The organism is Propioniciclava flava, from assembly GCF_004126535.1.
Taxonomy (GTDB): domain Bacteria; phylum Actinomycetota; class Actinomycetes; order Propionibacteriales; family Propionibacteriaceae; genus Propioniciclava; species Propioniciclava flava.
Map to the genome: position 1 here is coordinate 368369 of NZ_PPCV01000002.1, position 20303 is coordinate 388671.

The window sequence follows — 20303 nt, forward strand, 5'->3', positions numbered from 1 at the left end:
CGCCCCGATGACCAGGCTCGCCGCCGATCCAACCCCCGCAAAGCAGCCCGTACCTGCACGCCCGCGCCGGGGGTCGGGTTTGGCGCAGGCAGGATTCCTGGGGTGGACCGACCGGGTCGGCGCGCTGATCACGATGGCGACCAGCCTGGGGGCGATGGCGTTCGCCGCGGGGCAGTTGGGCCAGCTCAACGTCATGTGGCTGTCGATCATCGGTGGGGCCCTGGCCGGGACCAGCGCGCTCATGCCGATCTATGCCTGGGGCCAGCGTGGGGTGAAGGTTCCGGCCATGCTCTTCGCCCTCGCCGTCACCGCAGGGTTGATCACCTGGCCGTTCGCCTGGCAGGGCGGCCCCACCACCGAGGCCCCCTGGTTTTGGCCGTGCATCGGCGCTGCCGCCGTGGTGCTGTGCATCGGGTGGAACACAGCCGTCGCGATCGTGGCGAGCACCCTGATGTCGCTCGCGTTCATCGCCGTCCGGGTCTCCCCCAGTGGGGGAGAAGTCGCGGCCATGGTGGCGGTGCAGGACGCGCTCCTGGTCGGCGTCCAGCCCCTGCTGACCGTGTTGCTGTTCGCGCACATGCGGCGCCAGGCAGCGCTGGTCGACGCGCGTGTGAACGAGGCCCGCAGGCTCGAATCTGAGGCGGCCATCCAGACCACGCTGGAAGCGCAGCGCAGCCAGTTGGACGCCGTCATCCACGACCACGTCATGACCACGCTGGTGGGGGCCGCGCGCAGTGCGGGCTCTCACGATCCCCATGTGACGGAACTGGCCAACCACGCCATCGCGCGCCTCCAGGCTCACGTCGTCGGTGATGACGGCGCGGTGTCCTTCGCCCCGATCCACGTCGAGCAGCTCATCGGCGAGGCGGCCCTGGCGACGAGTCCGCTGGTGCGCGTCTCGGGGACGGTGGAATCGGGCGCGAGCGCGATCCCTGCCGAAGCGGTCCGTGCCCTCGCCCAGGCCACCCGTGAGGCCGTCCTCAACGGCGATAAGCATGCGCGCGCGAACGTGATCGCGGTCACCACCACCATCGGCATGACCGAGGGGCGAGTGATGGTCAGAGTGGAGATCGTGGACGATGGGGTCGGTTTCGACACCGCGAAAGTGCCCGAGCGACGCCTGGGGATCCGGCTGTCCCTGCGCGAGCGCATGCGCACCTCGGGCGGTGACGCGACGATCACCAGCGAGCCCGGAGTCGGCACGGCGGTCGTGCTGGAGTGGATCGCCGACGAAGCCGACGACGCCGACGCGCTTGGGGGAACCCTTCCGCCCATCCTGGCGGCCATCACCTTGGGGCCCATGGGGTGGGTCCTTGGCTTCAGTGTTCTCGTGAGTTCGGTCGGCGGCCTGCTGGCGTCGTTCCCGGCCGCTCCCGTGCCCACCGCTATCGCTGCTGGGTGCCTGCTTGTTTCTGCATGGGTGGCGCTCCTGCGCTTCGGGCAGCCGTTCACGAGGGCGCGCACCGTCGTGGTGGTGGGGCTGGGGTTGGGGGCCACCGTCTGCGGGTTGCTGACCTCGTCCGCGCCGTGGTCGATCCACCAAGCGTGGCTCGCCGGGGGCATCTCGGTGATCGCCGTCCTGCTCCTGGTCGGTGGCCAGCGATTCGCCGCGTGGCTGCTCGCGCTCACGGGGGCAGTGTTGCTGGTCGCTTCGGCGATCCTGGCGGCCGTCCCGATCTGGCCCGAACTCGTCATCGCAGCCGAGCCCAGCGCCTGGCTCCTCGTCGCCGAGATGCTGCTGGGATGGATGGTGCACGTTCAAGGAGACCTGGACGCCGCCCGTCGCCAAAGCGAGAGCGCGGCCGCGGCGACCGCCGAAGCGTTCGCGGCGTTGGTGTTGCGTGAAGTGTGGCTGGCGGACATGCGCGATGAGTTCGGAGGAATGCTGGAGAAACTGCGCGATCCGAGCTATCCGATCACGCAGGAGGATCGTGAGGAATGCCTTGCCTTGGAAGGGCGCCTGCGCGACGGCATTAAATCAAGCAACCTGTCGGCCCCCGCGTTGTCGGCGGCGGTCATGGCGGCACGGCTTCGCGGCATCGATGTGACGCTCATCGACAATCGTGGTTCGTCGCTGGGAGAAGCGGTGCGCCGAGCCGCTGTCCGGCATCTGGTGGACATGGTCACCAACGCCACATCGGGCCGTATCGTGGCCCGTACGGCGCCAGAGGGATACGACGAAGCCGTCACTATTGTGCAAGCGGACGCAAACGGCTCTACGCTGACAAAGGTCCTCAACGACGGAACGATTGTGGTGAGCCAGACATGAGTTATGCCCCCGAGATTGTGGTGGCGATCATCGACGACCATGAGGCCATTCGCGTGGGCATGTCAGCCGCGCTGCGGGCCAGTGGGCGCTTTGTCGGGGTGCGCGAGGGGGCTGCCACCGTCGGCGAGTTCCTGGCGTGCGGATCTTCCTCGACCGAGCCCCACATTGCCGATGTCGTGCTGCTGGATCTGAACTTGGGTGACGAGTCCGACCCGAAGGAGAACGCGGAGGCGCTCCGGGCCGAGGGGTACCGCGTCTTGGTCTATTCGATCGCCGACAACGTCCGCTTGCTGCGGCGCGCGTTGGCCGGCGGCGCGGACGGGGTGTGCCGTAAAGCCGATCCCATCGCGGACACGGTGGAGGCCATCGTCGCCGTCGCCCATGGCCGCCAGGTCATCAGCCAGGAGATCTTGGCCGCGATCGAGGGCGATGCGGGCTATGTGGCTGCCGCGCTGGGGCCGCGGGAACGCGAAGTGCTCAGCTTGTACGCCGCGGGGCTGGAGATCCCGCAGATCGGGCGGACCCTCTACATCACCGAAAACTCCGTCAAGGAGTACCTCAAGCGCATTCGCGCCAAGTACACCCAGGTCGACCGCCCTGCGGCGTCCAAGCTGGACCTGTTCCGGCGAGCGGTCGAGGACGGCATCGTCCCCCCGGTCGAGCCGCGCGTCTGATCCGGCAGGAGTTCACAGGCGCCGCAGGAAGTCCGGATCGTCGTCGGGAGCGATCGGACGCCGGGGCGCACCACCGCTTCCGCGTCGCGGGGGACGCCCCACGACGAGCCAGCCCAGCGCTCCGATCCCGGGCAGGAGCACGATCGCTACGATCCACAGCCAGCGCGGCATCAGCCGGACGCGATCTCCGTCGGCTTGGATCGCCTCAATCAGGGCGTAGAGGATCACGGCGATCACAGCGATCACGAGAAGGACGCGGGGCATAGGGCCAATCTACCCAGGCCGCGTGGAAGGATGGGGGCGTCGCGCGCGGTGATCCGAACCGGCTCGGCACGTGAGGGGAGTGTTGGTGGCGAGCACGGCCGAGTGGATCGAGGGGGCGCGGTTGCGCACCCTTCCGGCAGCGATAGCCCCGGTGTTGGCGGGCACGGCCGTTGCGGTCGCTGAGGGCACCCCGCATCCCCTCCGAGCGGGTTTGGCGCTGGTGGTCGCGCTTGCCTTGCAGGTCGGGGTCAATTTCGCCAACGACTACTCCGACGGCGTGCGGGGAACAGACGACGACCGTGTGGGTCCGATGCGACTCGTGGGTTCACGAGCCGCGACCCCGGGCGCCGTGAAGGGTGCAGCGTTCGGGTCCTTCGGTGTTGCCGGTGTTGCCGGACTCGTCCTCGTGGTGCTGACGGCCCAATGGTGGCTGCTCGCCGTGGGGATCGCCTGTGTGGTGGCGGCCTGGTATTACACGGGCGGGCGTCGCCCCTACGGCTATGCCGGCTTGGGTGAAGCGTTTGTGTTCGTGTTCTTCGGGCTGGTCGCCACCGTCGGGACAACGTACGTCCAGACGCTGACCGGTCCGCCTGCAGCGTGGGCGGCCGGTGTCTTCACCGGTTCTTTAGCCTCCGCTGTGCTGGTGACCAACAACCTTCGTGATCGCGCTGGCGATGAGCGTGCCGGGAAACGGACCCTCGCGGTGCGCTTGGGCGAGCGGGGCACCCGGGGGCTGTACGTGGGCCTGACGGTGCTGGGTGCGCTCGGCGTCATCGCGTGCGCGGCGTGGACCACCGGATGGATGCTGGTGGGCTTGGTGGGCTTCGGGTTTCTCGTGCGTCCGGTGGTTGCGGTGCTCCAAGGGGCGCAGGGACGCGCGTTGATCCCGATCCTGAAGGCCACCGGGATCGCGGAGTTGGCGTGCGCGATCCTCATGCTCGTCGGGGCGGTGGTGAGCGCATGAAACGAACGATGCTGGTCGGCCCCATGGTGTGGGTCACGGCGGCCTTGTGTGTGGTGTGGATCGGTGTCGGCGCAGCCAGTTTCCTCCTGTTGCGCCCTCCCTCGGGAATGGTCCTGGCGGGGGTCTGCCTGGCGGGAACCTCCGGGACGGCCTGGCTGGCGCTCAGCATGGTCGTCCGGCACGGCCCATTCAGCGTCCATCTGCCCGGTCACGGCGAGGTGCCGTGGAGCGATATCGCCTCGATTGAGTTGCAGCCAGGCCTGTTGAGTGTTCCCACGGTGAGCGTGCGTCAGGGGCGCGCCCTCAGCGAGGTCGAACTCGGTGGCCTTGCCTGGTTCGGGCGCCGGACATCGCAGCGCCTGGCTGAACGGCTCGCCGAAGCCGGGGGGCTGGGTGAGGTCGTCGTGCGAGGGCGGACAGCCGCCCCAGGGCGACGCGCGGCCGACTAGCGCAGCGTCCTACCCCTGGGTTCGCAGCCAACGACGCAGATGCCAGGTGGCCCGGACATCGTCCTCGTTGTACTCCAACACCCGGACGCGCGCCTGCTCGCGGGCGATCTCATCGCGTGCGTGGACGGCATCGGCAAACCATGATTGAGAGTTAAGCCCGCCCGGATCCTCGTCGCGCCAGGCGAAACCGGCCACGGCCGAGGCGACCACCTTCAAACCGAGCCCGTTCGCGCCGAAATAGTTCTGCCGCACGACCGTGAAGAGATCCACAAAGTGTTCCGAGGCCCACTCTTGAGCCCACACCCCGAGGTCACCCAAGTGCCCGGCGAGGCGTCCCAGCCGCACCACCTCGTAGTCGGAGTAGTGGTAGACCGCCGCGTCACGACCGGTGACCAACTCAGCCAGCCACGCCATCGCCTCGCCGGCCAGCGCCTGCTCCCCGGCGGCGTCCAAGTCTTCGAAGGCGGCGAACTGACGCGCATACGATGCGCCGCTGGTGTGGTCGTCGACCCAAAAACCCCACAGATACACCCGGTCCTCGGCGGAGGTTTCGATGTCGACGTCGATCTCCAGGTCGTGCCGGGGCAGGGGGAGTGGGCCCGACGTCTCGCGTTCCAGTTCGACACCTGCCGCGAGCAGGCAGGCGCGATGGTGGGCACGGCGGATGCGGCTCTCGGCGTCGTCACGATGACTCACCCGCGGGAGGTAGGACGGCAAGAGCGTGTCGAGGTCGACGGCGGCGAGGGCCGTCACGGTGCCCAGCCCCAAAGCGCGCAACGTGGTGATCTCGTGCCCATCCAGCGGGGACTTCGTGATGCGAACGCTCACGTCATCGGGATCCAGCACGGCCGTGCAGCGAGGCAGCCATACGCACCCCCGGCATTCCGACGTGATGACGGGTAACAGCGGAGGGGGCGCCGCGGCGGACGCCGTGAGCGCACCCTCGGCCAACGCGACGCGCACAGCGAAATCGTCGTCGTAGCGCTGCAGGGTGCTGATGGGTGCGGCCTCGGCGGGGATGGTGGTCGTGTCGGGGTGCGGTGGGACGCGGGCGGCGGACAGATCCAGCCAGGTGATGAGCGGCTGGGGTGGCTGGCCGTCCCAGGCGATCTGATCCAGCCCGATGATCCCGGCGAACGGCCGCTCCGCGGCATACCCGGACGCCTCCAGGAGCCGCCAGTCGTGAGCCAACTGCAACGCGGCGGGCAGCCGGTGCCGCCACCGGAACCCTCGCCCGGGGAGGGCGAGGAGCCGCCGGGGGGCGTCCAAGGCCGTCACGCTGAGCGGCGGTGCGTCCATCGGGACCGATTCCAGCACGCGATGAAACTTGATCTGCACCGGGTGATATCCGGGGCCATCCCCCGCCTCCCGGATGAGCGCGGAGGGACGCCCGGCGCGGTGCCCCCGCTCGTCACGCGGCAGGACGGGCGCCAGGATGAGCGGTGCTCCGGCCCGCATCGCGGCGATGGTGGCGCGCTCGGCGGTGGCTGCGTCGGGGGCAGGGAGCGTCCGCAGGTCGACGGCTTCGTCGTCGGAGGCCAGCAAACGCGCGAACACCGACGCCTCGATGGCGTCGGCATCATGGAAGAACGGAGGATCCGGCAGCCGGTCTCGCGGTGGCTCGATCCCGGGTGTGAACCGGTAGACCGTCTTCAGCGGGCAGCTGCGGGCGGCGTAGGCGTCCAGGACGAAGCCCACCGGAAACCTCCTACGCCACCGCCCGGTGCAGGGCCACGATGCCACCGGACAGGTTCTTCCACTCCACGTCGCTCCAGCCCGCCTCACGCAACAGGTCAGCCAGCTTCGCCTGGTTGGGCCAGGCGAGGATCGACTCGGCCAGGTAATCGTAGGCGCGCGGGTTGGATGAGAACGGTCGGGCGAGCGCGGGCAGCGCGGCCATGATCCACTCGCGGTAGACCGCGCGGAACGGCGCCCAGGTGGGTGTGGAGAACTCCGCGATCACGATCACGCCCCCCGCAGCGGTGACGCGCCGCATCTCGGTCAACGCTGCCACGGTGTCCTCGACATTGCGCAACCCGTAGCTGATGGTGACCGCGTCGAAGGTGCCATCGGCGAAGGGGAGTTGCAGGGCATCGGCATTGACGAACGGCAGATCGGGTTGACGCTTACGCCCCTCGGCCAGCATGTTGAACGACAAATCGGCAGGGACCACCAGCGCGCCGGAATCGGCGAGGCGGCGCGAGGACGTCCCCGTGCCCGCCGCCAGGTCGAGGATCCGCTGGCCTGGACGCGGGGCAATCGCTCGCTCCAACTCCCGGCGCCATGCGCGCTGCAGCCCGCCCGTCATGAGGTCGTTCATCAGGTCGTAGCGGCCCGCCACCCCGTCAAACATCTCGGCGACATCGGCGCGCCTTTTGGCGAGCGTGGCTCGGGCATCGAACTTCTGCACCTGATGATCCTGCCAGACTTGGAGCATGGCGTCCCGCGCACCCGTCCTTGTAGCCACCTCGATCTCGAAGTCGTTTGGGCCTGTTCCCATCGTTTCGGACTTCTCTCTCAGCGTCCGGCCGGGGGAGGCAGTTGCCCTGACCGGCCGCAACGGCGCGGGCAAGTCGACCATCCTGCGGATGCTGATCGGCGCCGTGCGTCCGGATGAGGGCCGGGTGGAGTTCGACGGCCAGCGCCTCACCGAGACCAGCGCCGAGGTGCGCCGCGGGATGGCGTCAGTCATCGACGACCTGGACTTCTTCCCTGACCTGTCCGTCGTGGAGCATCTGGACCTGCTGGCCCGCGCGCACGGCGTCGCGGATCCCGAGCCGCTGGTGGACGCCGTCTTGGCTGAGGTGGAACTCGTGGCTCAGTCGGGGCAGCTTCCGGGCACGCTCAGCTCCGGCCAGCGGCGCCGTCTCGCGCTGGCGACCGCGTTCGTGCGACCGCGCCGCCTGCTGGTGCTCGATGAGCCCGAGCAGCGCCTCGACGTCGAGGGCGTCGCCTGGCTGGCGGCCCGGTTACAGGCCGAGCGCAAGGAGGGGCTGGCCGTGGTGTTCGCGTCCCACGACCCCTACCTGGTGCGCGAGGTGGCCACGCGCGAGGTGCACTTGGGCGGCGGCACGGGGGGCCCCAGCGCCGAAACCGAGGAGACGATCGCCTGATGGCCAAGAGCAGCAGGCGGCGCGCACGCCGTATCGACCAGGCGCCAGAGGTCGCTCCCGAACCGGGTCGGCCCCCCGAGCCGGTGACCGACCCGTATGAGCCCTACGTCGGACGGGAGTGGACGTTCGCTCCCGAACCTGTCGAGGGGGGACGCGCCAGCGAGGCAGCCCTGCAGGGGCTCGTGCGCCAGTGGCGGCGGGGCCGCGCGACGCGGACGCTGTGGCAGGTGCTCTCGGACGCCTACATCGCCGTCTTGAGCGTCGTGATGATCGGCGCGATGGCCACGAACGTGGTGATCGGCAGCCAGGCCAAGGCCGCGGCCTGCGATACCGCCGCCTGTCTGAATGGCCGCATGCTCGTGCCGTGGGGGATGTACTTCGCCCTGGCCGCGTTGGCCGTCTCCCTCGCCCGTCTGGTGGGCCCGGTGCTGGCCTCCTCGGCGGAGGGATTCTGGCTCCTGATGGCGCCGATCGGCCGTTCGCCGTTCCTGGCGACGCGCCTGTGGTCGGTCATCGCTATCGCGTTCGGCGCGTCTGCGATCACGATGGCGGCCATCGTCGGCGTCGCGGGCGAGCCCCCGGCCGTCGTCGCCGCCTGGACGGTCGCGGCGGCCTTCAGCGTGGCCGGGCTCGTCGCGTGGGCTGCCGTCGAGCAATCGTTTGAAAGGGTGACCGCCCTGCGGGTCGTTCAGGGTGTGCTCGCGACGTGCGCCACGGCGGTCTTCCTGCTGATGGTGGCCGTGGCAGGCGGATGGATTTCCCTGTCTCCGCCCGCTGCCCTGAGCCTGGTGCCCTACGGGTTCGCCGTCCTGGGACTCGTGCTGCTGGTGGCCTCCTCGGTGATGGCCCGGCGTCGGCTGGAGGAGTTCCGTAGTGCGCGGCTGACCAGTGGCGGCTCGCTGGTAGCTGGCCTGCAAGGGTCCATGTTCGGGCTGGATTTTGGCCTGATGCGCGACATCGTCGTGGATCGCCGGGCCATCGCTCGCGGTCATGTCCGCCCGGCGCGCGGGCGCTGGTCGGGGGTGTGGGCGCTGGTGTGGCGCGACGCCCAACGCCTGGCGCGGTTCCCGCAGCCGCTGCTGGGGGTGGCCGCTGCGGCGTTGACCCCGTACGCCTGCGAGGCCGTCGGGTTGGGCATGCTCACGCCCTGGCTGGCGGCGGTGGCGCTCATGCTGGCGCTGGTCCCCACGCTGGGCGCCTTGCGTGTGCTGTCCCGGACGAAGGGCCTGGCGCGGACGCTGCCCTTCACGACCGGCACCATCCGCACTGCGCTGTTCGTGATCCCCGGCGTCTTGGCGTTCCTGTGGGCGCTGATCGTGGCGCCCGCCTTCGCCGGTGTCGTGGGGGGCGTGGGGCGCGACGTGGCGCAGGCGTCCATGGCCGCGGTCGCGTGTGGTGCGGCCGGGTTGCTGGGGGCGGTGCGCTGGCAGACGGCCAAACCGGTCGACTTCGGGGTTCCGATGATGGCGACTGCCGCGGGCGCGCTGCCGCCCACGCTGGTGCTGAACCTCGTGCGCGGGTTCGACGTGGCGACCCTGATCGTCGCCCCGGTGCTGCTGAATGTGGATCCGATCTGGTCGTTGGCGCTGGCCGTCGTGGTGGCGCTCTTCCTCCGCTCCGGGCTGAACACCGATGAGTTGACCGAACAGGCCAAGGAACAGCGAGAACAGCTGGACGCAGAGCGCGCCAAACGAGGCAATTAGGCAAGGCTGAGGTGACGTAATTATCGGGTTCTGGCTTGGGGGTTTGCTGTGTGCCGCGTCAAATGGCGCAACCGGATTGAACTGCCTAAACTGACGCGAGGCACACCTGTTGTGGGTGTGGACGGAAGGGTGGGGATTCGATGACCGAGGAGCGCACGGCGCCGGCGGTGGTCGAGTCGGATGTAGTGGTCGTCGGTGCTGGTCCTGGCGGATCGGCGACAGCCAAGTGGTTGGCCGATCGCGGGCTCAACGTCAGCCTTCTGGAAAAGTCCACGTTCCCCCGCGACAAGGTGTGCGGCGACGGTTTGACCCCGCGCGCCACCAAGCAGCTCATCCGCCTGGGCGTCGACGTTTCTACGGAGGCGGGCTGGGTCCACAACATCGGGTTGCGGACGTACGCGGGGCGCGCCGAGCCGTTCGAGTTCCTGTGGCCGGAGTTGGCCTCCTTCCCGAACTACGGGTTGACGCGTCAGCGCGGCGACTTCGACGAGATGCTGGCACGACTGGCTGTGACGGCTGGCGCCACCTTGTACGAGGACACCAACGCATCTGAACCCATCCTTGACCCCGCCTCAGACCGGATCGTCGGCGTGCGTGCCAAGGACGGCCGCGAGTTCCGGGCCCCGATCGTCGTGGCCGCCGACGGTAACTCCAGCCGGATCGCGCTCGCCATGGGCTTGGAGAAGAACAAGCTGCGCCCCATGGGTGTCGCCGCCCGCGCTTACTTCCGGGCGCCCAGTGGCGACAGTGACTTCCTCGAGTCGTGTCTGGAACTGTGGGACGGCGAACCTGGCGCGTCCAACCTGCTGCCCGGCTACGCGTGGATGTTCCCGCTCGGCAACGGCCTGATCAACGTGGGTCTGGGCACCGTCAACAGCACTGCCACAAGCCAAAAGCTCAATGTACGCAAGCAACTGGAGACCTGGCTGCACGGCTCCACGCCGCGCCAGTGGGGTCTCACCCCCGAGAACCAGGTCGGCGGCATCGGTTCGGCGGCGCTGCCGATGAGCTTCAACCGCAAGCCCGCCTACACCCGGGGCCTGGTCCTGGTGGGAGATGCCGCGGGCATGGTGAGCCCCTTCAACGGGGAGGGCATCCCGTACGCGCTGGAGGCAGCCGAGATGGCCGCCGACGCGATTGCGGATGCCCACGGCCGCGGTTACGGCTCGCGGGCCGCGGAAAAGGCGCTGATCGGATACCGCTCCCGACTGGAGTCCGAATGGGGTGGCTACTACCGCCTGGGGCAAGTCTTCGTGGCTTTGATCGAGCGACCAGAGGTCATGAGGCTGTGTACGCGATACGGTTTGCCCAGGCCCACCTTGATGAAGTTCACCATGAAGCTTCTCGCTCACTTGTACGACACCACTGATGGTGACTGGATGGACAAGACCATCACGGCGATGACGAAGGTGGTGCCGTCGGCATGACGCGTCACCAGAAGGGAAGGGTGCGATGAGCCCCTACATTCCGATCCTCGGAGTGCTGTTCTTCTCAGCTGCTTTGCTGGGGGTGATGGTCCTGGCTTCGCTCTTCGTCGGCCCCAAGCGCTACAACAAGAGCAAGTACATGCCGTACGAGTGCGGCATCGACCCCACCCCGCGAGCGGCGGGCGGTGGCCGGTTCCCGGTCAAGTACTACATCACCGCCATGATGTTCCTGGTCTTCGACATCGAGATCGCCTTCCTCTACCCCTGGGTGGTGGCTTTCGATCAGCTCAGCTTGTTCGCCATCTTCGCCATGATCGCCTTCCTCCTGCTGCTGTGCATCGCGTACTTCTATGAGTACAAGCGCGGCGGCATGGAGTGGGACTGACCGGGTAGAAAGGGACTCACCGATGGGTATCGAGGACGCACTGCCCGAAGAGGGCATCCTCACCACGACCGTGGAAGCCGTTGCTGGTTGGATGCGGCGCACGTCGTTTTGGCCAGCCACGTTCGGCATCGCCTGCTGCGCGATCGAGATGATGAGCTTCGGCACGCCGCGCTTCGACGCCGGCCGCTGGGGTCAAGAGGTCTTCCGCGCCTCGCCGCGCCAGGCCGACCTCATGATCATCTCCGGGCGCGTCAGCCAAAAGTTCGCCCCCGTCATGCGTCAGGTCTACGACCAGATGCCGAACCCGAAGTGGGTCATGGCGATGGGCGTGTGCGCCAGCGCGGGCGGCATGTTCAACAACTATGCGATCGTGCAGGGCGGCGACCACATCGTCCCGGTTGACGTGTACGTGCCCGGTTGCCCGCCGCGTCCGGACATGCTGATCGACGGCATGTTCAAGCTCCGCGAAATCGTGTTGAAGGATCCCATGGGTGCGCACCGCGCGAAGGTGCTGGAGGATCTCGAAGAACTCGCCTTGATCGCGACGCCGACCCTCGAGCAGAAGGGGCTCATGCGATGAGCGACAAGCTGCCTGGCGAGGAGAAGACGATCTCTGATCCCGTTGAGGGTGCCGACTCGGCGCCGTCGGCGGGCCTGGAACGCGAAGACGCCCAGCCCAGCCCGCAGCCCCCGGTGACCCGGCGTGGCATGTGGTCCGACGGCTCTCCCGACACGTCCGGCTACGGCGAGATCGTGCGCGAGTACCTGCCCAAGCGGTACAGCGCACGCCCGCTCGACGACGCGGATGAGCGGATCGTGGCACGGTTGGAGACTCTGGTCGATGATCCGTTCAGCCATGTGCTGGTGGATCGCGGTGAGCTGACGATCTTCGTCCCGCGCGAGAAGCTGCTGGAGGTCGTCACCGCGCTGCGCGACGACGCCCACCTGCGCTACGAGGGCTGCATGAGCGTTTCCGGGGTGAACTATCCCACCGACGCCGGCGCCGAACTGCACTCGGTGTACCACCTGCAGTCCTTCACCCATAACCGCCGGTTGCGTGTCGAGGTCACCTGCCCCGACGCCGACCCGCACATCCCGAGCGTGTGCGCCATCTACCCGGCTGCCGATTGGCATGAGCGGGAAGCCTGGGACATGTTCGGGATCATCTACGACGATCACCCGTCACTGACCCGCATCCTCATGCCGGATGACTGGGTCGGGCACCCCCAGCGCAAGGACTACCCGCTGGGCGGCATTCCCGTGGAATACAAGGGTGCGGTTGTTCCGCCCCCGGATCAGCGGAGGACGTACCGATGAGCGCAACCACTCGCGACTTCTACGCCGGGTCCGGCGACAAGCCTGCCGACGCCGTCTACACGGCGATGGGCGGCGACTGGGCCGAGATCGCGCAGGAGCAGGCTGAGCGCAGCGACGAGACCATGGTCATCAACATGGGCCCGCAGCACCCCTCCACCCACGGCGTCCTTCGCCTGGAGTTGGAGTGTGACGGGGAGACCGTGGTCAAGATCCGTCCGGCCATCGGCTTCCTCCACACTGGCATCGAGAAGACCATGGAGTACCGCAGCTGGGTTCAGGGCGGCACCTTCGTGACCCGCATGGATTACGTGGCGCCGCTGTTCAATGAGGCCGCCTACTGTCTGTCGGTCGAGCGCCTGCTGGGCGTCGAAGACCAGATCCCCGAGCGCGCCAACGAGTTGCGCGTGCTGGTCATGGAACTGTGCCGGATCGCCTCCCACCTGGTCGCCATCGGCACCGGCGGCATGGAGATCGGCGCGCTGACCGTCATGACGATCGGCTTCCGTGAGCGCGAAATGATCCTCGACTTCTTCGAGGCGCTCACCGGCCTGCGCATGAACCACAACTACATCCGCCCCGGCGGCGTGGCCAACGACCTGCCCGAGAACGGGCTGGCCCAGTTGCGTGACCTCATCACCTGGCTGGACGATCACCTGCCCGAGTACGCGGCGTTCTGCAACGAGAACCCGATCTTCAAGGGCCGCATGATGGGGATCGGGCACCAGGATCTCGCGGCCTGCATGGCGCTCGGGGTCACCGGACCGGTCCTGCGCTCCACCGGGTACGCCTGGGATCTGCGCAAGCAGCAGGCGTACTGCGGTTACGAGACCTACGACTTCGACGTGTGCGCCTGGCCGGTACCGGCCGAGGGCGAGCCCGAGCAGTGGCCCAGCAGCGACGGCTACGCGCGCTTCCGCGTCCGCCTCGCGGAGATGTGGGAGTCGCTGAAGATCGTCAAGCAGTGCGCCGACCGGCTGGAGGCCTCCGTCGGGCAGCCCGTGATGGTGGCCGACAAGAAGATCGCCTGGCCCGCACAGTTGGCGGTCGGTCCGGACGGCCAGGGCAACAGCCACGAGCACATCAAGGAGATCATGGGCACCTCAATGGAGGCCCTGATCCACCACTTCAAGCTGGTCACCGAAGGTTTCAAGGTACCCGCCGGTCAGGCTTACGTCCCGATCGAGTCCCCCAAGGGCGAACTAGGCGCTCACGTCGTCTCCGACGGCGGCACGCGCCCCTTCCGCGTCCACATGCGGGACCCAGGGTTCAACCACCTGCAGTCCATCCCGATCCAGTGCGAAGGCGGCATGATCTCCGACGTCGTCGTCGCGGTCGGTTCGCTCGACCCCGTCATGGGAGGTGTTGACCGGTGAGCGGTCACGAGTTCCAGTCGTTCTTCCCCGAGTCCGGTTCCATCGATTACGCCGACACGGCGTCCTCGATCACGGACGCGACCGTCGAAGAGATGCGCCAGATCGCGGCTCGCTACCCCGAGCCGCGTTCGGCGCTGTTGCCGATGCTGCACCTGGTCCAGTCCGTCGACGGGCGCATCTCTCCCCGCGGCATTGAGGTGTGCGCCGACGTCTTGGGCATCACCACCGCCCAGGTTGCGGGCGTGGCGACCTTCTACACGATGTACGTCCGCAAGCCGGGCGGCAAGCACCACGTCGGCGTCTGCACCACCGCGCTGTGCGCGGTCATGGGCGGCGACATCCTGCTCGATGAGGTGAGCGAGAAGCTGGGCGTCGGGGAGGGGGAGACCACCCCCGATGGCATGTTCACGCTGGAGCGGATCGAGTGCAACGCGGCGTGTGACTATGCGCCGGTGATGATGGTCGACTGGGAGTTCATGGACAACATGGATCCGGTCAAGGCGTCCGCCATGATCGACGATCTGGCTGCCGGACGTCCCGTCCAGTCCACGCGTGGCCCGGTCCTGACCGGGTGGCGCAACACCGAGCGCCTGCTGGCCGGGTTCCCCGACGGCCGCGCCGACGAGGGCCCCAGCGCCGGTCCGGCCTCGCTGCTGGGCCTGCAGATCGCCGAAGAGCGGGGTTGGCAGGCGCCGACCCCCGGTGAGATCGCTGCACCGGTGAAGGAGGAGAACCAGTGACTGACCTGCTGACGCCCGTCCTGAGCAAGAACTGGACCCAGGAGCGCTCCTGGAAGATCGCCAACTACGAGCGCACCGGCGGCTACCAGGGCCTGAAGAAGGCGCTGAAGACCTCGCCGTCGGACGTGATCTCCGTGGTGAAGGATTCGGGGCTGCGCGGCCGCGGCGGCGCGGGCTTCCCGACCGGCATGAAGTGGAGCTTTGTCCCGCAGGACAACCCCAACCCGAAGTACCTCGTGGTGAACGCCGACGAGTCGGAGCCGGGCACCTGCAAGGACATGCCGCTGCTGATGGCCTCGCCCCACACCCTGGTGGAGGGCGTCATCATCTCCTCCTACGCCATCGGGTGCGCTTACGCGTTCATCTACGTGCGCGGTGAGGTCGCCCACGTGATCCGACGCCTGCAGCAAGCCGTCCGCGAGGCCTACTCGGCCGGGTATGCGGGCAAGAACATCCTCGGCTCGGGCTACGACCTGGAGATCGTCGTCCACGCTGGTGCGGGCGCCTACATCTGCGGCGAAGAGACGGCGCTGCTGGATTCCCTCGAAGGCCGCCGCGGGCAACCGCGCTTGCGGCCCCCGTTCCCCGCCGTGGCGGGCCTGTACGCCTCGCCGACCGTGGTGAACAACGTCGAGACGATCTCGTCGGTGCCCTCCATCATTCGCGAGGGGGCGTCCTGGTTCTCCTCGATGGGGTCGGAGAAGTCCAAGGGGTACACGCTGTACTCGCTGTCGGGCCACGTCGCCCGCCCGGGCCAGTTCGAGGCACCTCTGGGCATCACGTTGCGCCAGTTGCTGGAACTCTCCGGGGGCGTCCGCGAGGGACACGAACTGAAGTTCTGGACCCCGGGCGGCTCGTCCACCCCGATCCTGACGCCGGCTGACATCGACCTCCCGCTGGACTACGAGGGCATGGCCGGTGCCGGTTCCATGCTGGGGACCAAGGCGCTGCAAATCTTCGACGAGACCACCTCGGTGGTTCGCACCACGCTGCGCTGGGTGGAGTTCTACAAGCACGAATCCTGTGGCAAGTGCACGCCCTGCCGCGAAGGTACCTGGTGGCTGGTGCAGTTGCTGCGCGACTTCGAGGCCGGGAAGGCGTCCGAGGGCGACATCGAAAAGATGCTCGACCTGTGCGACAACATCGGCGGCAAGTCGTTCTGCGCGCTGGCCGATGGCGCCGTGGCGTGTGTCACCAGCGCCGTGAAGCACTTCCGTTCCGAGTTCGAACAGGGCTACCACACGCCTGCATGGGAGTTGTTCCCCTACGGGCGCAGCGCCCTGTTCGCCAAGCAGTCCGAAGGAGCGCACGCATGAGCGTCGAGGCCAAGGCTGGCGATGTCGTCGCCAGCGACCTGATCAGCGTCTTCATCGACGACACCGAGGTCAAGGTGCCCAAGGGCACGCTGGTGATCCGCGCCGCCGAGATGATCGGCGTCGACATCCCGCGTTTCTGCGACCACCCGCTGCTCGACCCGGTCGGGGCCTGTCGCGAGTGCATGGTCGAGGTGCCCGACATGGGCAATGGGCGCGGCATGCCCAAGCCTCAGGCGTCCTGCACCCTGGAGTGCGCGCCCGGCATGCAGGTCAAGACCCAGGTCAGCTCCGAGAAGGCCGATAAGGCTCAGCGCGGCATCCTGGAACTCCTGCTGATCAACCACCCGCTTGATTGCCCGATCTGCGACAAGGGCGGCGAGTGCCCCCTGCAGAACCAGGCCATGTCGCACGGTCGGGGCACCTCGCGATACGAGGGCGTCAAGCGTACGTTCCCCAAGCCCGTCTCGGTTTCCGCGCAGATCCTCCTCGACCGCGAGCGTTGCGTCTTGTGCGCACGCTGCACCCGGTTCTCCGAGCAGATTTCGGGCGATCCGTTCATCGCGCTGGTCGAGCGCGGCGCGCTGCAGCAGGTGGGCTTCTACGAGGACCATCCCTACGACAGCTACTTCTCGGGCAACGTCATCCAGATCTGCCCGGTCGGTGCGCTGACCAGTGCCGACTACCGCTTCCAGGCGCGCCCGTTCGATCTGGTCTCCACGACCACCACCTGCGAGGGGTGCGCGTCGGGCTGCGAACTGCGAACCGATCACCGTCACTTCCAGGTCAAGCGCCGCCTCGCGGGCAACAAGCCCGAAGTCAACGAAGAGTGGAACTGCGACTTGGGCCGCTTCGGCTTCTACTCCGGGCGTCAAGACGACCGCATCACCGCACCGCTCGTGCGCGAGAACGGCGAACTGCGCGTGGCGTCCTGGCCTGAGGCGATCGACGCCGCCGTCACCGGCTTGAAGGCCGCTGGCTCGAGCGTCGGCGTCCTCACCGGCGGACGCCTGACGCTGGAGAACGCTTACGGCTACTCCAAGTTCGCCCGCACGGTGCTGGGGACCAACAACATCGACTTCCGCTCCCGGCAAGCCAGCGATGAGGAGGCCCAGTTCCTGGGCAGTTCCGTGGCGGGCAAGCGTCTGGGGGAGGGCGTCACCTTCGCCGACCTGCAAAGCGCCTCTTCGGTGATCTGCGTGGCGTTTGAGCCCGAGGAAGAAAGCGCGATCGTCTTCCTGCGGCTGCGCAAGGGCGTGCGGAAGAACAAGCTCACGGTGCACAGCGTGGCCCCGTACCTGTCCAACGGTTTCGCCAAGCTCAACGCGAACCTGATCGCTGCCGTCCCCGGCACCGAGGCGTCGGTCATCTCGACCCTGGACGCCGACGCCGACACCGTCATCCTGGTGGGGGAGCGCGCAGCGGGCCTGCCCGGTGCGTTCAGCGCGCTGGCCGACCTCACCGAGCGGACGGGGGCGCGCGTCGCGTGGATCCCGCGCCGCGCCGGTGATCGTGGCGCTCTGGAGGCCGGATGCCTGCCCGGGCTTCTCCCGGGCGGTCGCCCGGTGGCGGACGCCGCCGCGCGCGTCGATCTGGCTGCCGCCTGGGGGGCTGAGGTGCCGAGCGCTCCCGGCCTGACCGGGGCCCAGATCCTTGCCGCTACTGCGGCTGGTGAACTGAACGCCCTCGTGGTGGCCGGGTTTCAGCCGACCGACTTCGCCGACGCCCAGACCACGCGTGACGGCATCGAGAAGGCTGGCTTCGTGATCAGCCTCGAGTCGCGTCAGTCCGAGGTGACCGAGCGCGCCGACGTGGTGTTCCCGGTCGACTTGATCGAGGAGCAGGCCGGAACGTTCTGGAACTGGGAGCACCGCCCCGGACGCGTCAACCGCGTCATCAAGCGGGTTCCTTCCCCGATGACCGATGTGCGTGTGCTGGCGATGCTCGCCGATGCGCTGGGTGAGGATCTGGGCTTCCGGGTTCCTGCTGGCGCGCGCGCCGAGTTCGACGAACTGGGCGCCTGGGAGGGTGCTCGCGTCGCTGCCCCGGCCGTAGCCGCGGGCGGGCTGCCTGACGTCGCCTTCCCGACGTCGCTCGTCTTGGCGTCGTGGCGCCTCCTGTTGGGCGGGTCGGCCTCCACCGATGGTGCGACCGCGCTGCTGGAGACCGCCAAGCCGGACGTCGCACGACTCAGCCCGGCTACGGCTGCGGCGCTGGGCGTGGGAGCCGGAGAACCGCTCACGGTGACGGCTCGCGGCGGGGCGACCACGCTCCCGCTGGTGATCGAGGATTCCATGGTCGACGGGGTGGTTTGGATCCCCGGAAACCGTCACGGTGCCGGGCTCGGTGAGCTCGACGTCGTTGCCGGTGAAACCGTCGAAGTCAACGGAGGTGCGGCATGACGCCTGCAGACATTTCGATCTTCATGAACGATCCCTGGTGGATCGTCCTGATCAAGGTCGTCGGCGTGGTCGTCCTGCTGCTGACCTGGACGATCTTCAACGTGTGGTACGAGCGCCGCCTGGTCGCCAAGATGCAGCATCGTCTTGGCCCGATCATGAACCCGATCTGGCTGGGCGGTTTGGGCCAGGCGCTGGGTGATGGCCTCAAACTCATGTTCAAGGAGGATTTCGCTCCGGGCATGGTCGATCGGGTGCTGTTCACCATCGCCCCCATCCTCGCCGGCGTGTGCGCCTTCGGTGCCTGGTCGGTGCTCCCGCTGGGCGGCGAGGTGAACATGTTCGGGGTGACGACGCGCCTGCAGGTCACCGACATGCCCGTCTCCGCGCTTCTCCTCCTCGCGATGAGTTCGGTCGCGGTCTACGGGTTCGTGCTGGCCGGCTGGTCGTCGAACTCGCCCTACTCGTTGCTCGGTTCGCTGCGCTCCTCGGCCCAGATGATCTCCTATGAGATCTCCATGGGGCTGAGCTACGTCGCCGTGTTCCTGTACGCGGGCAGCATGTCGACCTCCGAAATCGTCGAAGCGCAGGGGCTGCCGCTGTTCGGGGGCAACGCCTTGAACCTGCAGCAGTGGTACTGGGCGTTGCTGTTCCCCTCGTTCATCGTGTACGTGATCTCGATGGTCGGCGAGACCAACCGCGCCCCCTTCGACCTGCCCGAGTGTGAATCCGAACTGGTGTCGGGTCACCTCACCGAGTACACCGGCTTCCGGTACGCCATCTTCTTCCTCGCCGAGTACATCAACATGGCGACGGTGTCCGCCGTCGCGACGACGTTGTTCCTCGGCGGCTACAAGGCGATCTGGCCCTTGAGCATGATCATCCCCGACACCGGCTACTGGGGCTTCTTGTGGTTCTTCATCAAGGTGCAGTTCCTGATCTCGATCTTCGTGTGGCTGCGCGGCACGCTGCCTCGCTTCCGCTACGACCAGTTCATGACGCTGGGCTGGAAGTGGCTGATCCCGATCTCGCTGGCCTGGGTCATGGTGATCGCCGTCATGCGTGGCCTGATGAACCACGGCCTGCTGCAGGGGCCGCTCCTGTTCATCCTCATCGGCGTGGTGGCCTGCGGGCTGATCGCGGTGGTGTTCCTGGGCGGGGAGCGGGTTGAGGTGGCCCCACCGAAACCCGAAGGGCCGTTCGATGCCTTCGCCGGGGGATACCCGGTGCCCCCGATGCCCGGGCAGACGCTGCCCGAGTTCGCCGGAGTGGTGGCGGGCAGTTCCACCGCAGACACCGAACAACAGGGCGTCCTGACGTCCGACGAGGAGAGGAAGGGCGACCAGTAATGGGCATCTTCGATGCGTGGGCCGGCTTCGGCGTCACCTTCAGAACCATCTTCCGTAAGACCTTCACCCAGGGCTACCCGATGCCCGGACAGGAGAAGGTCACCGCACCGCGCTTCCACGGGCGACACCAGCTCAACCGCTGGCCCGACGGCCTGGAAAAGTGTGTGGGCTGCGAACTGTGCGCCTGGGCATGCCCGGCCGACGCGATCTACGTCGAAGGTGCTAACAACACCGACGACGAGCGTTACTCCCCCGGGGAGCGGTACGGCCGCGTCTACCAAATCAACTACTTGCGCTGCATCCTGTGCGGCCTGTGCATCGAGGCGTGTCCGACACGGGCGCTGACGATGACCAACGACTTCAAGCTCGCCGACACCAGTCGCGAACTGATGATCTACACCAAGGACCGCCTGCTGGCGCCGCTCCTGCCGGGCATGGAAGAGCCTCCGCATCCGCAGCGGCTCGGCGCGGACGAGAAGGACTACTTCCTCGGCCTGCCGCCCACCGGCGTCCCGGACACCCGCACCGGTCCTGTCAATACCGAGGAGGTCGCCTCGTGAGCCC

At 67.9% G+C, this 20303-nt stretch carries 19 protein-coding genes; 16 read left to right on the forward strand and 3 right to left on the reverse strand.

The window, feature by feature from the left end; all coding sequences use genetic code 11:
* Positions 1-7: 7 nt before the first annotated feature.
* The gene (locus C1706_RS04520) at positions 8-2269 is read left to right on the forward strand and encodes a sensor histidine kinase (RefSeq protein ID WP_129458016.1); all 2262 of its coding nucleotides are present in this window, start codon (positions 8-10) and stop codon (positions 2267-2269) included.
* On the forward strand, positions 2266-2943 hold the full coding sequence (locus C1706_RS04525; protein WP_129458017.1) for a LuxR C-terminal-related transcriptional regulator: 678 nt from the start codon (positions 2266-2268) through the stop codon (positions 2941-2943). The genes C1706_RS04520 and C1706_RS04525 overlap by 4 nt, the downstream gene beginning before the upstream one ends.
* A gap of 12 nt (positions 2944-2955) precedes the next feature.
* On the opposite strand, the gene C1706_RS04530 is transcribed toward C1706_RS04525, so the two are convergent.
* Entirely contained in the window at positions 2956-3207 is a 252-nt protein-coding gene (locus C1706_RS04530) for a PLD nuclease N-terminal domain-containing protein (protein ID WP_129458018.1), read from the reverse strand.
* A gap of 85 nt (positions 3208-3292) precedes the next feature.
* Here C1706_RS04530 and C1706_RS04535 point away from each other — a divergent pair, with 85 nt between their 5' ends.
* A complete protein-coding gene (locus C1706_RS04535; RefSeq protein ID WP_129458019.1) occupies positions 3293-4171 on the forward strand; it encodes a 1,4-dihydroxy-2-naphthoate polyprenyltransferase in 879 nt (292 codons plus the stop codon).
* Positions 4168-4620 carry a hypothetical protein gene (locus C1706_RS04540; protein ID WP_129458020.1) on the forward strand — a complete coding sequence of 151 codons (453 nt, stop codon included), beginning with the start codon at positions 4168-4170 and terminating at the stop codon, positions 4618-4620. Before C1706_RS04535 ends, C1706_RS04540 begins: the two co-directional genes overlap by 4 nt.
* Positions 4621-4629: 9 nt before the next feature.
* On the opposite strand, the gene C1706_RS04545 is transcribed toward C1706_RS04540, so the two are convergent.
* Complete coding sequence (locus C1706_RS04545; protein ID WP_129458021.1) at positions 4630-6318, reverse strand: TM0106 family RecB-like putative nuclease; 1689 nt, start codon at positions 6316-6318, stop codon at positions 4630-4632.
* Positions 6319-6328: 10 nt separating this feature from the next.
* A complete protein-coding gene (locus C1706_RS04550; RefSeq protein ID WP_129458022.1) occupies positions 6329-7057 on the reverse strand; it encodes a demethylmenaquinone methyltransferase in 729 nt (242 codons plus the stop codon).
* Here C1706_RS04550 and C1706_RS04555 point away from each other — a divergent pair.
* The 12 genes from C1706_RS04555 (at position 7056) to nuoI (ending at position 20299) form a co-directional block, all read left to right on the forward strand.
* Positions 7056-7733, forward strand: coding sequence for an ABC transporter ATP-binding protein (locus C1706_RS04555; RefSeq protein WP_129458023.1), 678 nt, complete (start codon positions 7056-7058; stop codon positions 7731-7733). The two genes, C1706_RS04550 and C1706_RS04555, sit on opposite strands and share 2 nt — an antisense overlap.
* Positions 7733-9436, forward strand: coding sequence for a DUF6297 family protein (locus C1706_RS04560; protein WP_129458024.1), 1704 nt, complete (start codon positions 7733-7735; stop codon positions 9434-9436). Before C1706_RS04555 ends, C1706_RS04560 begins: the two co-directional genes overlap by 1 nt.
* A 140-nt stretch (positions 9437-9576) precedes the next feature.
* A complete protein-coding gene (locus C1706_RS04565; RefSeq protein WP_129458025.1) occupies positions 9577-10863 on the forward strand; it encodes a geranylgeranyl reductase family protein in 1287 nt (428 codons plus the stop codon).
* 25 nt (positions 10864-10888) lie between these two features.
* Positions 10889-11248, forward strand: a complete 360-nt coding sequence (locus tag C1706_RS04570) for an NADH-quinone oxidoreductase subunit A (RefSeq protein WP_129458026.1) — start codon at positions 10889-10891, stop codon at positions 11246-11248.
* Between the two features lie 22 nt (positions 11249-11270).
* On the forward strand, positions 11271-11828 hold the full coding sequence (locus C1706_RS04575) for an NADH-quinone oxidoreductase subunit B (protein WP_129458027.1): 558 nt from the start codon (positions 11271-11273) through the stop codon (positions 11826-11828).
* Entirely contained in the window at positions 11825-12565 is a 741-nt protein-coding gene (locus C1706_RS04580) for an NADH-quinone oxidoreductase subunit C (protein ID WP_129458028.1), read from the forward strand. Before C1706_RS04575 ends, C1706_RS04580 begins: the two co-directional genes overlap by 4 nt.
* On the forward strand, positions 12562-13938 hold the full coding sequence (locus C1706_RS04585; protein WP_129458029.1) for an NADH-quinone oxidoreductase subunit D: 1377 nt from the start codon (positions 12562-12564) through the stop codon (positions 13936-13938). Before C1706_RS04580 ends, C1706_RS04585 begins: the two co-directional genes overlap by 4 nt.
* Positions 13935-14678, forward strand: a complete 744-nt coding sequence (nuoE, locus tag C1706_RS04590; protein ID WP_129458030.1) for an NADH-quinone oxidoreductase subunit NuoE — start codon at positions 13935-13937, stop codon at positions 14676-14678. Before C1706_RS04585 ends, nuoE begins: the two co-directional genes overlap by 4 nt.
* Positions 14675-15994, forward strand: coding sequence for an NADH-quinone oxidoreductase subunit NuoF (gene nuoF / locus C1706_RS04595; RefSeq protein WP_129458031.1), 1320 nt, complete (start codon positions 14675-14677; stop codon positions 15992-15994). Before nuoE ends, nuoF begins: the two co-directional genes overlap by 4 nt.
* Entirely contained in the window at positions 15991-18393 is a 2403-nt protein-coding gene (locus C1706_RS04600) for an NADH-quinone oxidoreductase subunit G (protein WP_129458032.1), read from the forward strand. The genes nuoF and C1706_RS04600 overlap by 4 nt, the downstream gene beginning before the upstream one ends.
* Positions 18390-19739: an NADH-quinone oxidoreductase subunit NuoH gene (gene nuoH / locus C1706_RS04605; protein WP_206660968.1), complete on the forward strand. Its 1350-nt coding sequence runs from the start codon at positions 18390-18392 to the stop codon at positions 19737-19739. The genes C1706_RS04600 and nuoH overlap by 4 nt, the downstream gene beginning before the upstream one ends.
* Positions 19739-20299, forward strand: coding sequence for an NADH-quinone oxidoreductase subunit NuoI (gene nuoI / locus C1706_RS04610; RefSeq protein ID WP_129458033.1), 561 nt, complete (start codon positions 19739-19741; stop codon positions 20297-20299). Before nuoH ends, nuoI begins: the two co-directional genes overlap by 1 nt.
* Positions 20300-20303 lie beyond the last annotated feature (4 nt).